The sequence below is a fragment of the Bradyrhizobium sp. genome (assembly GCF_052389815.1).
Taxonomy (GTDB): Bacteria; Pseudomonadota; Alphaproteobacteria; order Rhizobiales; family Xanthobacteraceae; genus Bradyrhizobium.
In genome coordinates this window covers 132786-146110 of record NZ_JBQTHN010000016.1, presented here as the reverse complement: position 1 = coordinate 146110, position 13325 = coordinate 132786, and the positions used below count along the sequence as shown (strand labels likewise).

Here is a 13325-nt window from a genome sequence, read left to right as displayed (position 1 = left end):
CAGGGGAGAGCGACAAATTTGTCAGTGACGGAAGCAGAATGGAAGGCGGCGGCGCTTGCTCTGCCTGGCGAACTCGCCAAAGTGGACCGCAATGACGGTGCGGTGGCCTTGCCGAGGCAATTTTTCTTGTTTGGAGATCCCTGGCCGGTGCCCCGTCGCCGATCAAGCAACTGTACTCGCTGATTCCTGAGTCGGACATGATGACGCTCGCCGAATCGGTCGACGTGCGTCTCCCGAATTTCGACCTCACTGTCAGCGGGACGCTCTCGGACACTGAACTGGTTGGGCAGCTAGGCGCATGTCTCCGCGCCTTGGAGCAGGAGTTTGCTGCGCTGCACCTTGGCAACTGGCGCAGTAATCCGAACGACTGGAAAGTCGGTAACGATGCGGCCCATTTCATTCCGATGGGCCGGATTGGCTGGCGCCAGCCGAAAAGTCCGGAAGACGACCGGCGGCCTTTTGACCAACGGGGGTTGCTTCAAGTTCGCCTGATACCGACCGTTGTCGATGGTGCCACGGTTCGGCTCGAGCGACCTGACCGTCTCGCCTCGCCAACCTTCAAGAACTTCGGCGCCGTGCTTTTCCCGGGCGCCCAGTTCAAGTTCGATGATAAGCCGACGACATTCGTTGTAGACGCGGTCAAACTTCCCAACGGGTCCGAAATCATCGCGAAGGCATGTGAGGCGGCTCATAAGGAGGGCTAACATGTGTCCGCGCGAGAACCTCATTCGCGTCGAAATGGCCAACAGCACCAACGTCCGTCTGCTGGTAAAATTGAACGAATGCGGACTTTTGCCTGAGGAACTCCGATCCGATCTCGTGGCTATCTAAGTCAGGTAGAAAAAGCTCAGTACAAGCTTACTCTCATCGAGAAATAGCCAGATGACTTCCGAAATCAGCGATCGGTCCGGCGATCAGACGTCGGCCGGGGCCAACGACGGTTTCGTCCGCGAGCATTTCGCGAAAAACGGCTTGGACTGGGGTGTCGGCGATCTTCTTCTGGCGGCTGGATCGCTCGACGTTCTGGGCGAACTTCTTGCCTGCGTCCTCAACACTTTCGAAGGGGAAACCCAAAAGCGGGCCGTCCATCGGATCGTGTTGGTTCAGCCTGCCGACTTGGGCGACGAGCGGCCCGTATTGGCCGCGATCGCCGAGGCCATACAGCGCTGGCGCGGCGCGAAGCTTTCGCCCGAAGAGGAGGGAATCGTATCGAGGGCGTTACGCGTCGTCCCGATCCCGACGCTGGCAGCAGAAAGCGTGATTTCCGCCGTCGGGGAGGTTGAATCGCGGTCAGCCGTGGTGATTCGATCCGCAGCGACCTTCCGGGTCGCCGACCTGCCGCCCCGGACTTCAGCCGGACAACTGGGCCTGCCCGAGGACGCATGGGCTCCTCACCTGCACGCTCTCTGCGTCCGGGCCCTTGAAGCGATCAGCGATCGGCAGGCTTACCTAGTCATCGACGCCGGCGAGGAATGGCCGATTCGCGGCGAGAACCAGGACCTGCTCAAATCTGTTGAAGGGCTCGGAGTTCTTGGCGGCGGCATTCCAGGCTCGGCTGCTGAGCTCCTGTCGTCCCATCTCGATAGCTGGACGGAGGCCATCCGGACGGGCGCTATCGGGCCGATCCAGCGTGAGATCGACGCGCTTCCGTCCCGCTTCGACGGCATGAAGCCGCTCTTGCACCTCCAATTGCTGAGGAAGGCCGGACTCGATGGTTTCGCTAGGCAGGCGATCGCGAAGATGCCTGCGGATTTCCCGCGACTTCGGCCGGCGGACGCGGTCGTCGTCGCCGAGATCGCGCTCGAATTGGGTCAGCCCGACGCTGCCCGGCGAATACTGAGCGACGTCGATCCCGAGGTCTTGGCCTCGGAGTTTCTGGAGACTTTTCTCAGGCTTGCCGTTGTCTTGGGACTTCAGGAGCCCGGCAAACGCGCCGAGCGTCTGCTCGAGACGAAGTATCCTACTTCGCTCGGGCTGGCGTGGCATCGAATAGAACGGGCGATCACATCCTTCGATTATCGGTCCGCGGCGGAGATCGCGTCGAAGCAAGCCGCACCACATGCGGCGGAGCACGCCGCGGTCTATGCCTTGGTCGCGGACCGCTTCGATGGCAACGCTCCGGACTATTCGGGAGCCATTGAAGCAAGTCGGAATTTCCCGCCGCAGTATCGACGTCTCGCTGCCAGACTGATCTGCGAGAACGCGCTTCACCGCGGCCGACCAGTCACGGTGTTGGACCTCGTTCTTGCCGTGGCGACGGAAGATTTCGATGAAGGGCTGGCCCGGCTGAGCCTTCGCGCGGTCCGTGACTGTCTTGTCGTGCGCCCAGAGTCCGGCGAGAAGTTGACGAAGGCGATCTCGGCAGTCCTTGCCGTCGTGGCGCGGACGCCTTACGACGGCGACCTCCGGAACCAACTCACGCGCACCCTGTCGGTCGAATCCATGGGTCTTCACGGATTGGCGATTCTCATGTCGATCGCGCTCGACCTCGCGAAGCGTCCGCAGAAGCCCGAACCGCTCGCGGATTTGAGTGCCTGGCCGAAGCCGGCTTCGCCCGACGCCATCCTCGACGCTATCGGTCCGACGCTTCAATGGATGTCCAAGGCGAGCCCGGTGATGATCGGCCGCGCCGTGCTCCCCGACGCGCTCATCCCGGCGAACGTGGATTCCATCGTTGCGGGATTGCTTCGCTTTCTGGAATTCCAGCCGATCGATACCGAACAAGGTTCCGGATTGTTTGAGCAGATCCTCGTTTGCGCAGTGGCCCTTGTCCCCCGCGCGAGCATAAAGGACATGGACCTCTCGATGATCCGGCTGGCTGCCGTTCGGTTTGCGCTCGCCAACCGGCACCAGCTGGCACGCAACTATGCCGAAACCGCGCTTATGCTCGCGGGAGACGTGCCTCGGCGGGCGCGGATCGCGTGGCTGTGTCACGGCGACGTCTATGCCCGCAACAATAACCTCCACGAAGCGCTGATCGCCGCATGTTGTGGCTTCATGGCGGACGGAAGCGCGACGCCGGATCAGATCTGGTACGAAAGCATGCTGCTGTTCCGTATCGCGCGAGATCTCGGCATGACTGACCACGCGCTCGGCTTTCTCGATGCCGGTAGTCAAGCCTTGTCGCAGTTCGGCGCGCTCGGGAAGTTCAAGGTGCAGCTCGACACCTCCGCGCTGCAGCTCCGGATGCTCAACCTGATGAAAGGGGACGACGTTGACGCCGCCGCGCTTCCCGATTTGATGGCCGATCTCGTCGAGAATGCGAGGAACGTGCTTAACGGAGAACATCAGATCGGTCCCGTGGCGGCCACACTCGGGCAGATCGTGCGTGAGGCACGCATGGCCGGCCTCGATGTCTCACCGGAGACGTTGGCTGTGCTTGCCGAACTGTCGAAGAGAAGTGATGCTTCGCAGACGCCCGTGCTCGAGGCGGCATCGAAGGAAGCGCCTTCCGCGGCGGAGCTTCATGCTCTCGTTCGCAATCTCGAGTCGGCCCAGCATGCGGAAGATTTCGCATTTGATCTGAGGCATCTCATCGTCATGGCGCAGCGGCTTTTGTCGAGCGAAGAAGCCACGGCCAGCCCGGAGGTGGCGGCGTTCGGTGTCGAGCTCGTCAGCGATCTCGCCATCGTTGCTCCCGGATCGAAGGATCCGGTCCTCCCGCACGAAGTCGGTCGGCCCTTGGCACAGGCCGCCGCACTGGCGGCGGCCACTTCGCTGGCCGTGGTATTCGTCGGGATGGGCTCGGAAGGCGCTTTGCTACGCGTGACCGTCGGTCCAGAAGGCGCGATGCCTCCCGTGCGGGAGGACAAGACGGTGTTCGATCGCGAGCGCTTCCGCAAGTGGGCCGCAGAATTTCCGTTCAAATACGGCGTGGACGAGAAGACCTTCAACCTGTTTCACACGAGTACGGAGGGGCTCGGGGTGACCGAATTTCCGCAGCGTGCGGCGATCGTGGCAAGCACCGCTTTGCAGCGGATCCCGCCGAATATTCTCCGAATCGGGGATGCACTTGCGGGCGACGATCATCAGCTATTTCTAGTCCCCTCTATGGCTTGGTTCGAAGTGGTCCGCGCAGCGCCGGCGAAACCGGGGCGGTATGCGGCGTGGATTTCCACCGAGACCACTCCCGAGGGGAGCCTGACGCTTCAGATCATGGCGGACCGATTGCGCGATACGTTGCACGAACATGGGATCGATCTGGACGAGGAGCCTGAAATTCCGAAAAGGCTGGCGGGTGCCGAACTCGCCGTCGTCGCGGCTCACGGAGGCCTTCTGCCGGGAGGTCATTACTTCCATGTCATAGCGAACGACGCCGAATTGAGGTCAGCTGCGCGGCGCTTCGCGGAGGCCATCCGAGGCGCGGAAGTCGCGGTGCTCTTCGTTTGCAGCGGCGGGCGGGTGGACAGCCACTCTATGTCGAACACGACGGTGGGCCTGGTGAAGTATGCGCTCGAAGCCGGCTGCAAGTGCGTAGTCGCCTCGCCCTGGCCGTTGGATTCCAGGGTCCCATCCTATTGGTTGCCAGCCTTTCTTTCCGCCTGGGAGAAAGGACAGGCGGTCGTCGATGCGGCGTTCGAGGCCAATCAGGCAGTCAAGTCCCGCTTCAGCGCCGAGCAACGCGATTACCTGGCCATGAGCGTCTACGGAGACGGGGTACGCACGCGCGCGCCGCGGCCGGGTGATTGATCCTGTAGCTTGACCTACCCGAGATTGCCGACGTATCGGTTTACGATGCGAAACAGCGCACTAATGGAAGCTTGGTTTGTCGTGATCGAATAAAGATTGCACATCGATCAGGATTCGGTTCGAGTGTGGCGCGGCTGCCACGTCAACTGTAGCAAAGTCGCGGATGGACGGCGGCCCGCCTTGGCGCATTTGCGGCAGCGCAGCCGGCTGGCGAGATCATGCACGAAGGTGGTGGGCGGGTGCTTCATCGCAGCGAGGTCCACGTCGCTCGGCGTCTTGCAGCGCGCGCACCTGATCTCCAGCCAGGGGAAGCCTCCATTCACAGCCTGGTCGATGGTCGGCGACGGATCTATCGGTTCGCCGTCGCTCCACATCCGCTCGTTCCAGCTTTCGCACAGAAGTCTGTCGGCCTGCTGGATCATCGCCTCACCTTTGGCCCGCATCTCAGCCGATTGGGCGGCCAGGATGTTGGCCATCGCGCGTGCCTTGCCAAGCTCTTTCGCCAGAGCCTTGCGATCGCCGCTCGATAGGGGCGTAGGGTGATACTTCGGGGCCATCCGGACACTCAGGCGCCAAGAAATCGGATCGGCGATCCGGAGCGGGCTACGGCGTCTCGAACGCCGGCCAGCACCCGTCTTCTTCATGCCTGCCGGTACGCTGTTGGCAGGTTTTGTCGAGCAGCCGCTGCGCGACGTCCTTCCAGACCGCGTTGCCGCCGTACAATCGGACTGCATCGGCAGTCTGGATTTCCACGATCCGCTCGCAGCGGCGGCAGGAGACGCGCAGGACGTGGCGCTGGATTTCCGACAGACGTCGCTGCCGCATCTGGGCCCCGGTGGCGCCGGCGCGAGGGTCTTTGAGGACCGATTCCCAGTATTCGGCCGGGAGGGGTGCGTCTGGAGCCGCAGCGGATGGGCCCGGCCTACGAGCGGCTTCAGCGGCCAGTTTTTCCATCTGTTTCGGGGTCGGCATGCGCCAGCTCGCGGGTCGGTCGGTCATTCCGAATTAGAACATAAGAAGAACAAAAGTCGAGTCCACTCAAGCCCCACCCGAGAAAAATCATCCAGTTGGAAGGGGGCACGATGTCGGAACCAAGCTGGGCCGTTCGTCTTGAATCCGGCATCAGTAATGGAGTTCCCCCGCCATGGCCCCTCGCGCGAACTGGAAAGGCTTCCTGCGTCTTTCCCTCGTCACCTGTCCGATCGCGCTCTATCCGGCCACGTCGGAATCCGAAAAAGTGTCTTTCAACCAGCTCAACCGGAAGACCGGCCATCGCATCAAGTACGCCAAGGTGGATGCTGACACCGGCGAGGAGGTCGCCAACGAGGACATCGTCAAGGGCTACAAGGTCGACACCGATACCTTCATCGAGGTGACGAAGGAGGAGCTCGAGAACGTCGCGCTGGAATCGACGCGAACCATCGAGATCGACGAGTTCGTCGACCGCAGCGAGATCGATCCGAGATATCTCATCCGGCCTTACTATTTGCGCCCCGACGGCAAGGTCGGGCACGACGCTTTCGCCGTCATTCGCGAAACCATCCGGGAGATGAACAAGGTCGCAATCGGCCGTGTGGTGCTGACCAATCGCGAGCACATCATTGCACTCGAGCCGCTCGACAAGGGGCTGATGGGGACGCTGTTGCGCTATCCCTACGAAGTCCGTTCCGCGGACGAGTATTTCGACGATATCCAGGATGTGAAAGTCACGAAGGACATGCTCGACCTCGCGAAGCACATCGTTAATCAAAAGGCGGGCCATTTCGAGCCGGACAAGTTCGAGGACCAGTACGAAACCGCCCTCATCGATCTCATCAACCAGAAGCGCGCCGGCAAACCCATCACCGCGAAAGCGCGTCCCCGCGGCGAGAACGTGGTGGATCTGATGGACGCTCTGCGCAAGAGCATCGGAGGAGGTTCGGCGCCAGCGACAGAGGCGCCAAAGAAGCCCGTCAAGAAAGTGCGCAAGGCAGCGGCCGGGCAGAAGGAAATGCTGATGCCGATTGCCGGCAAGAAACCGGCCAAGGAGGCCGCGAAGAAGCCAGCGACCAGGCCGCAGCGGAAGTCAGCCTAGCGTGTCGTTAAGCATTCAGTGACGCCAGACGGCCGTTACTTCGTGTCCGCAGCAGGGAGCGATATGGCTGCGCTGAAAAAGACTTCCAGGAGATCGATGTTGAGTGCGGGCATTCTCCCCTACCGCAATGGCGCTCGCGGGCTTGAGGTTCTGCTCGTTCATCCCGGCGGTCCGTTCTGGCGCAAGAAGGATAATGGCGCCTGGTCCATCCCGAAGGGCGAAATCGATTCCGCGGATGCTCCAGAGCAGGTCGCGCGGCGCGAGTTTGCCGAGGAGCTCGGCCCGAGCGCTTCGATTGGTCCACTCCTGCCGCTGGGGGAGATCCGGCAGCAAGGAGGGAAGCGCGTCATCGCATTCGCCGGAGAAGGCCATTTTGACCCGGCGGCGCTGACCAGCAATACCTTCGATATCGAATGGCCGCCCCGAAGCGGTCGACGACAGAGCTTTCCCGAAGTCGACCGCGCGGACTGGTTCGATATCGAGTTTGCGCGGACGAAGATGCTGTCCGCTCAGGTAGAGCTTCTCGATCGTCTTTTGGCGATCGCGGTTGAGAGCGCCGGGAAATGACGTTCAGGATTGGAATCATTTCAGACACGCACGGCCTGTTGAGGCACGAGGCGGAACGAGGCCTGACGGGCGTCGATCACATCATCCATGCCGGCGACATCGGGCGCCCCGAGATCGTCGACGCGCTTCGCCGGATCGCGCCCGTCACGGCCATCCGTGGAAACGTGGACATCGGCGAGTGGGCCCACCAATATCCCGACACGAAACTCGTGCGCCTGGCGGCAAAGTCGATCTACGTTCTGCACGACCTGAAGACGCTGCAGGCCGATCTTGGCGCCGGCATCGACGTCATTGTCTCCGGGCATTCCCACGTGCCGAAGATCGACACGGTAGGTGGCGTTCTCTACCTGAATCCCGGCAGCGCGGGACCGCGACGCTTCAAGCTGCCGATCACGCTTGCGACGCTCGTAGTCACGCCTGAGGGCATGCGACCGGAAATCGACGACCTTGGAGGGGACTGAGCGCACCACTGCGAACGGAATTCACAGCGAGGCGAATGCGTTAGTTCGGTCCGGTTGCCGGTACGCCAGAAGGGAAGGGCTATGTGCGGGGACGTTCTCGCTCGTGCACGACATCCTTCGCCCGCTTGTCGGACCTGAGCCCGAGGTAGACGGGCTGGCGCAGCTCGCCCTTGCTCGTCCACTCCGCGAATTTGACTTCGGCAACCAACGAGGGCCTGACCCAGGTTGTGGCGGCCTCGTCCTTCACTTTGGCAGGGAAGGGTGATCTAGGGGTCATCAGCTTCACGAGCCTGGCATGGAGGTCTTCCAGGACCTTGTGGCTGAAGCCAGTGCCGACATGTCCGATGTAGCGCCATGCGTCGTCTTCACGCACGGCGAGGACCAGGGCGCCGAAGAATGGCCTAGTGCGCCTGGGCGCCGTGAAGCCGGCGATCACCACTTCCTGTCGCTTTGCCGTCTTGATCTTCAGCCAATCCGGGGTCCGGCTTCCGGATGCATACGCGCTGTCGGCGCGCTTCGCCATGACACCTTCCAGACCCTTCCGCTCGGCTTCGGCGAAAAATTTCGTGCCGTTCGCTTTGCGGTGGCGGCTGAAGGCGATCAGACGGTGGCGCGGCAGGATCGCTTTCAGCCGCTCCTTGCGCTCGAGAAGAGGCCGTTTGCGCAAGTCCGCTGTGTTCTGAAACATGAGATCGAAGGCGCAATACAGCAGCTTCGCTTCATGGCGCAGCGCGTTTTGAAGCAGCTGGAAATGCGAGACGCCGTCCTTTCCGATCGCGACGAGCTCGCCATCGATGACGGCGTCACCCTTCACGCCCTCCAGCGCTTTGGCGACCTCGATATAGCTGCGGCTGATGATCTTGCCATTGCGGCTGTAGAGCGAAACCTTGCCCCGCCGGATTTCCGCGATCATCCGGAAGCCATCGTACTTGTCCTCAAAAACCCAGCCGGGGTCGTCGAACGGCGCGTCGGTGAGCGTAGCGAGCATCGGCTGTAAGCGCTTGGGCAGGGTCGACGTCCGGCTCATTCAAGGGCCAATCCTTCAGAGCGCGTTGCGTAATGCATGGACGTCCTTCAAGAATGAGGGAACGCTCAAGGGCATGGCATGTTCCGTCAGACGCCGCGACAAATCCCAGAGTGTGCGATGTTGACTATCGATCCGGAAGGGCTGATCAGACCGATGGCCAGAAAACTCAAGACCTACCAGACTTCGCTGGGTTTCTTCGATCTGGCGATCGCCGCGCCCTCCATGAAAGCGGCTCTGGAAGCGTGGGGCGCCGACAGCAATCTCTTCCACCAGGGCGCAGCGAAGGAGAGTGACGATCCGGACGTCATCGCTGCGGCCATGAAGAAGCCTGGCGTCGTTCTCAGGCGCCCGGTTGGATCCGACGGATCGTTCAGCGAGCATGCGGAATTGCCCACCAATCTGGGCGACGGCAAAAGACCGACGAAAGCCGCCCGCAAGTCGAAGGGCCCAAAGGCGAAGAGGCCTTCCTCTCGCCCTGTCGACGAGGCTGCGGAGCGAAAGGCCGCTCTCGCCTACGAACGGGAACAGAAGCGCCGCGATGTTGAACGGGCGAGGGAGGAGGCCGCGAGGCAGAAGGAGCGTGAACGCCGTCAGCAGGCGGTCGACAAGGCACAGGCTGCTTTGGACAAGGCCGAGCAGAATCACGCGAAGCGGTCGGCCGCCATCCAGGCTGAGGTCGAGGCTCTTCAGAAGAGATCGCAAACCGAAGAAGCCCGCTGGGATAAGGAGAAAGAGCGATTGCAAGGCGCCTTGCGGCGCGCGCGGGGTTAGTTTCTGTGCCGGCGCCCACGCGTGAAGGCCAGCGGTCCCCTTCAAGCGTTCATCGTTCGGGATGCAGCACGCGTGCTGCGGCTTGGTTGACCGCGGCGCGGTCCCGTCGGTCCTCAGGAGCGAGCTCCATGACGGCCCGATGTACTTCGGCCGGAATCGTCAGCTGACTTTCCAAGGGTTTGTTGGCCCACTGCCAGAAGCGGTCGAATGCATCCATCACAGGTCCTCCCGCAGGCCTCGGAAAAACGGGTGGCGGACCTTTCCCTCGGCCGACTTCGCGCGATACTCACCTTCTTTCGAATCGCGCTCCGGTTCGCCTGTTCTCGCGAAACCGTTTTCAGAATGCCTGCACGGGCATCTGCGCGTTATGCGAGCGCAACCAATGACCGAGCGTCAAAGCCTCGTGGCGATTGAAGAACGTCTCGAAATCGAAAACGTGTCGGTCTCCGTTGAGGTCCGCCAGGAGCACCTCGCTCCGACCGAGGCTACCGCCTCGTTGCGCGCCACAATAGCCGACGATCGTCGCGAACAGATCGGTCTCGCGCAGCGAGCCAAAACGTTGGCGGAATGGGGGAGATTCCACGCAATAGCGGCATGGGTTCGCAGGATCGAAATCGGTCTTGCGCCGTGCCGGATGCGGATGGCCTGTGACCAGGGCGACGATCGGCCGGCCACCATGGCCCTGTTCGACGAAGCGCCAGAGCGTGGACGTCATGGTGTTGCCGAACCCCTTGCTCAAGCTTTTGACGAACGCAAGGCTCGGGCTCGACGAGATCGCTTCGGAGACGAAGCGACCAGCGAGAAAAAGCATCTGGCCGGCAGCGTAGTTCGCCTCGGCTTCCATGATTTGGTGGCAGGCGGGCGTGAGCGTCTGTTCCGTATCGCCCAACATCATCCCGGTGTGCCAAGGGATGATGTCGTGGCCGATCTCGTGGGCCTCGTTCCAGCGGTGCTTGAGGACAGGCAGATCCTGGTCGAGCAGGATCCGCTTCTGGTCGGGCAAATACAGGGCCTTCAGGCTGAGGTTTTGGACCGCGTCGCGCAGGAGCGTCGGGCGGAGGAGAACCTGAAGACCTGCGACCTTCATGCGCGAGAAAGTCTCCCGCAAAAGGCTGTCGTCGGTCGTCGAATAGTAGCCGCGGTCGAGCTTCAGCAGGTCCCGGACAACACGCAGATCGATGGGCGGCTCCGGGTTGCCAAGACCCCGTAGGACCTTGTCGACCTGTCCGTCGATATCGGCGATCGTTCGATGTCCGAGGCTGACGTTCTTCACTTGGCTCGCTTGGGGTCCTGTTCGCTCAAGACGGCGACGAACGCCTCGAGAGCCGAGTTTTCTTCCGGCGTCAGCTTCTGCATAGCCTCGGAGCGGGCGGCGAATCGGACGGCCTCCTGCCGCAACCCGGCGTCGTTCGCCGCGGTCAGTCCGGCAAGCTGCATCAAGCGCCGCTGGGATACCTCAAAGGTCTGCGCCAGTTTGAAGATCGTTCGCGGCTCCGGAACATAATGGACTTCGTTCTCGATCACGAGCAACTCGCTCGCGTCGAGCTCGGCGACCTCGGCCAGTTTCTCCATGGAAAGACCGCGACGGCGTCGCATCAGGTTCACGAACTTGCCGAAAGCAATTCGGGTTTCCTCGGCCGCAGCGGTCTGCGTAATCGTGGTCGGACGCTCGTCCGGTACCGGATCGAACGCCAGCAAGCCGGCGCCGACGGCGGCGTCGCCTTCACGACGAGCTCGAGCCATCCACCACTCCTTACTCCGTTCAATTTTCATCGTTCTCCCTCCTGTTCGAAGAACGCGCGGGCCTGCTCGCTGGTCATCTCAAAGTATCTTAAATTTTGGTACGCCACGTCCTGGCCCAGATCGGTCATTCCGATCTTGCGGTAGTAATCATCGGCTTGGGGCAGGGAATGGAGCCCCAAGCGCCCCTTGAAACCCTCGTCTTCGCTGAGCGCGATGGCCGCCGTGATGAGGGCCGAGCCCACGCCGCGGAGGCGCGGGGCGGCACCGAGCTCCGGTCGGTTCCATGGCGCAACCTCGAGGTAATCGACATACACGAGCGGCTTGCCGCGCTGGTTTGCTTCCCGGCCCGTCTTGGTCAGATCGACCTGAGCCAGGCCTTGCGTTTCGCCGAGAGCGACGACGCTGAACCCGCGGAAGGCCAAGAGCCCTTGCACGCGGGTCGTCTTCTGCGTCCAATCCCAGTGCCAGCTTTGCGGCCACTGGTCTATCGGCACGCCCCTGCGCGCGAGCTCCTGAAGTACGGTCAGCAGGGCAGGGCGCCACTTCGTCTGCCAGTCATCGAGCTGCGCTTGCTCGATCGCATCGCGCAGCTCGGCTTCGACGCTTGCACCGGTCGCGACATCGAGAAGATAGATTTTCGAGACGTCGACCGTCATAGAAGCATCAACTCCGCCTTCTCCTTCGTCGCGTCGTTCTCGAACAAGAGCTTTTCGCCCTTTTCGACCCGAGCATCGATCGTCTGATAGAGGCGCAAGGCCTGCCGGAGCACGGCAGTCTTGGTGATGTCCTTCCGGGCCGACAATTCGTCCAGAACCCGCATCTCGGCGTCGGTGAGGTTCAGCGTCATGGTTCGCTTCGCCGTCATCTCATCCTCCGTCGTTGTCCGCAGCATATAGAGAATCAATGGATTTTGTCAACGACAATTAGCCAGATTTAGCCCCTTGAATAGCTAAAATTTAGCTATTATGTCCTAGTCTCAACGCCGCCGCCCCTCGGGCCAGCCGGCCAAACAGGAGCGGAATATGGGACGGCAACATATCGGCCATGATGAAATCGCCACCTTTGCGCAGGATAAAGTGAACCTGCCCAAGGACGCGGCGGATGAGTATCGGGCGCAGGCCCGGCGGCTTCGCGAGAAGCTGGAAGGCTATCTGTCCGAGCATCCGGACTTCACGCTGAAGAAGATGCTGCTCTCGGGCAGCTTGGCGAAGGGCACGGCGCTTCGTTCTCTCAATGACATCGACATCGCCTGCTACATCAGCGGCGCCGACGCGCCGAAGGACGTGCAGGCTTTGCTCGACTATTTGGCCGAGCGGCTACGCAAGGCCTTCCCCAATTTCAGTCCCGACCAGGTCAAGCCGCAGACCTATTCCGTCACCGTCTCCTTCCGGGGGACCGGGCTCGATGTAGACGTAGTGCCGATCCTCTATGATGGCGACCCGAAGTGGTATGGCAACCTCGTCAGCCAGGATGACGGCTCGTTCCTGAAGACGAGCATTCCGCTGCATCTGGAATTCGCGGCCAAGCGCAAACGCGCGCAGGAGAAGCATTTCGCGCAGGTGGTCCGGCTCGTGAAGTTCTGGGCCCGGCGCATGAAGCAGGAGCGGGACGGCTTCCGTTTCAAATCCTTCATGATCGAGATGATCCTCGCCAAGCTCTGCGACGACGGGCTGGATTTCTCGGACTATCCGGAGGCGCTTCAGCACTTCTTCACCTATGTCGCCCGCACGGACTTCCGGCAGCAGATCGTGTTCAGCGACTACTATCCCGCCTCGTCGGTCGGCACGTTTCCCGACACTGTGCAGATCATTGATCCGGTGAACGCCACGAACAACGTCGCTCGCCTCTACACGACAACGAACGCGGACGCGATCGTCGATGCCGCACTCGACGCCGGCGACGCGATCGATGCGGCGCTTGCCGCTCCCAACAAGCAACTGACCGTCGCCTATTGGCAGAAGGTCTTCGGCTCCTCCTTCCAGGCGTGAGGTTA

General features: G+C 61.8%; 15 protein-coding genes and 1 pseudogene. 7 read left to right on the top strand and 9 right to left on the bottom strand.

The features are described from left to right. Positions 1-197: 197 nt before the first annotated feature. Entirely contained in the window at positions 198-704 is a 507-nt protein-coding gene (locus ACT4OC_RS04485) for a hypothetical protein (RefSeq protein ID WP_211377799.1), read from the top strand. Positions 705-882: 178 nt separating this feature from the next. After that, the gene (locus ACT4OC_RS04480; RefSeq protein WP_444837756.1) at positions 883-4689 is read left to right on the top strand and encodes a CHAT domain-containing protein; all 3807 of its coding nucleotides are present in this window, start codon (positions 883-885) and stop codon (positions 4687-4689) included. A gap of 20 nt (positions 4690-4709) precedes the next feature. On the opposite strand, the pseudogene ACT4OC_RS04475 reads toward ACT4OC_RS04480, so the two are convergent. From ACT4OC_RS04475 to ACT4OC_RS04465, 3 genes and pseudogenes are all read right to left on the bottom strand, one after another. Beyond that, positions 4710-4793, bottom strand: a pseudogene (locus tag ACT4OC_RS04475) (SOS response-associated peptidase); the annotation flags it as partial. Positions 4794-4796: 3 nt separating this feature from the next. Next, complete coding sequence (locus ACT4OC_RS04470) at positions 4797-5246, bottom strand: hypothetical protein (protein WP_444837755.1); 450 nt, start codon at positions 5244-5246, stop codon at positions 4797-4799. A 46-nt stretch (positions 5247-5292) separates the two neighbouring features. Next, a complete protein-coding gene (locus ACT4OC_RS04465) occupies positions 5293-5688 on the bottom strand; it encodes a hypothetical protein (RefSeq protein WP_444837754.1) in 396 nt (131 codons plus the stop codon). Positions 5689-5833: 145 nt separating this feature from the next. Between ACT4OC_RS04465 and ku the strand changes: the two genes are divergently transcribed. The 3 genes from ku to ACT4OC_RS04450 all read left to right on the top strand — a co-directional run bounded on the left by ku (position 5834) and on the right by ACT4OC_RS04450 (position 7791). Then, positions 5834-6763, top strand: a complete 930-nt coding sequence (gene ku, locus ACT4OC_RS04460) for a non-homologous end joining protein Ku (protein WP_444837753.1) — start codon at positions 5834-5836, stop codon at positions 6761-6763. Positions 6764-6826: 63 nt separating this feature from the next. Further along, positions 6827-7330: an NUDIX domain-containing protein gene (locus tag ACT4OC_RS04455; RefSeq protein WP_444837752.1), complete on the top strand. Its 504-nt coding sequence runs from the start codon at positions 6827-6829 to the stop codon at positions 7328-7330. Next, positions 7327-7791 carry a metallophosphoesterase family protein gene (locus ACT4OC_RS04450; protein WP_444837751.1) on the top strand — a complete coding sequence of 155 codons (465 nt, stop codon included), beginning with the start codon at positions 7327-7329 and terminating at the stop codon, positions 7789-7791. The genes ACT4OC_RS04455 and ACT4OC_RS04450 overlap by 4 nt, the downstream gene beginning before the upstream one ends. 79 nt (positions 7792-7870) lie before the next feature. Here ACT4OC_RS04450 and ligD read toward each other — a convergent pair whose 3' ends face one another. Then, positions 7871-8818, bottom strand: coding sequence for a non-homologous end-joining DNA ligase (ligD, locus tag ACT4OC_RS04445; protein ID WP_444837750.1), 948 nt, complete (start codon positions 8816-8818; stop codon positions 7871-7873). A gap of 153 nt (positions 8819-8971) precedes the next feature. Between ligD and ACT4OC_RS04440 the strand changes: the two genes are divergently transcribed. Further along, on the top strand, positions 8972-9589 hold the full coding sequence (locus tag ACT4OC_RS04440) for a cell envelope biogenesis protein TolA (protein ID WP_444837790.1): 618 nt from the start codon (positions 8972-8974) through the stop codon (positions 9587-9589). Positions 9590-9638: 49 nt separating this feature from the next. Here ACT4OC_RS04440 and ACT4OC_RS04435 read toward each other — a convergent pair whose 3' ends face one another. The 5 genes from ACT4OC_RS04435 to ACT4OC_RS04415 all read right to left on the bottom strand — a co-directional run bounded on the left by ACT4OC_RS04435 (position 9639) and on the right by ACT4OC_RS04415 (position 12197). Further along, positions 9639-9806: a hypothetical protein gene (locus ACT4OC_RS04435; RefSeq protein WP_444837749.1), complete on the bottom strand. Its 168-nt coding sequence runs from the start codon at positions 9804-9806 to the stop codon at positions 9639-9641. 120 nt (positions 9807-9926) lie between these two features. Continuing rightward, positions 9927-10862, bottom strand: coding sequence for an ImmA/IrrE family metallo-endopeptidase (locus tag ACT4OC_RS04430; protein WP_291553993.1), 936 nt, complete (start codon positions 10860-10862; stop codon positions 9927-9929). Next, positions 10859-11362, bottom strand: coding sequence for a helix-turn-helix domain-containing protein (locus ACT4OC_RS04425; RefSeq protein ID WP_444837748.1), 504 nt, complete (start codon positions 11360-11362; stop codon positions 10859-10861). Before ACT4OC_RS04425 ends, ACT4OC_RS04430 begins: the two co-directional genes overlap by 4 nt. Next, positions 11359-11988: a GNAT family N-acetyltransferase gene (locus tag ACT4OC_RS04420; protein WP_444837747.1), complete on the bottom strand. Its 630-nt coding sequence runs from the start codon at positions 11986-11988 to the stop codon at positions 11359-11361. The genes ACT4OC_RS04425 and ACT4OC_RS04420 overlap by 4 nt, the downstream gene beginning before the upstream one ends. Next, entirely contained in the window at positions 11985-12197 is a 213-nt protein-coding gene (locus ACT4OC_RS04415) for a ribbon-helix-helix protein, CopG family (RefSeq protein WP_009734077.1), read from the bottom strand. Before ACT4OC_RS04415 ends, ACT4OC_RS04420 begins: the two co-directional genes overlap by 4 nt. Positions 12198-12354: 157 nt before the next feature. On the opposite strand from ACT4OC_RS04415, the gene ACT4OC_RS04410 reads away from it, so the two are divergent. Then, positions 12355-13320 carry a CBASS oligonucleotide cyclase gene (locus ACT4OC_RS04410; protein WP_444837746.1) on the top strand — a complete coding sequence of 322 codons (966 nt, stop codon included), beginning with the start codon at positions 12355-12357 and terminating at the stop codon, positions 13318-13320. Positions 13321-13325: the final 5 nt, after the last annotated feature.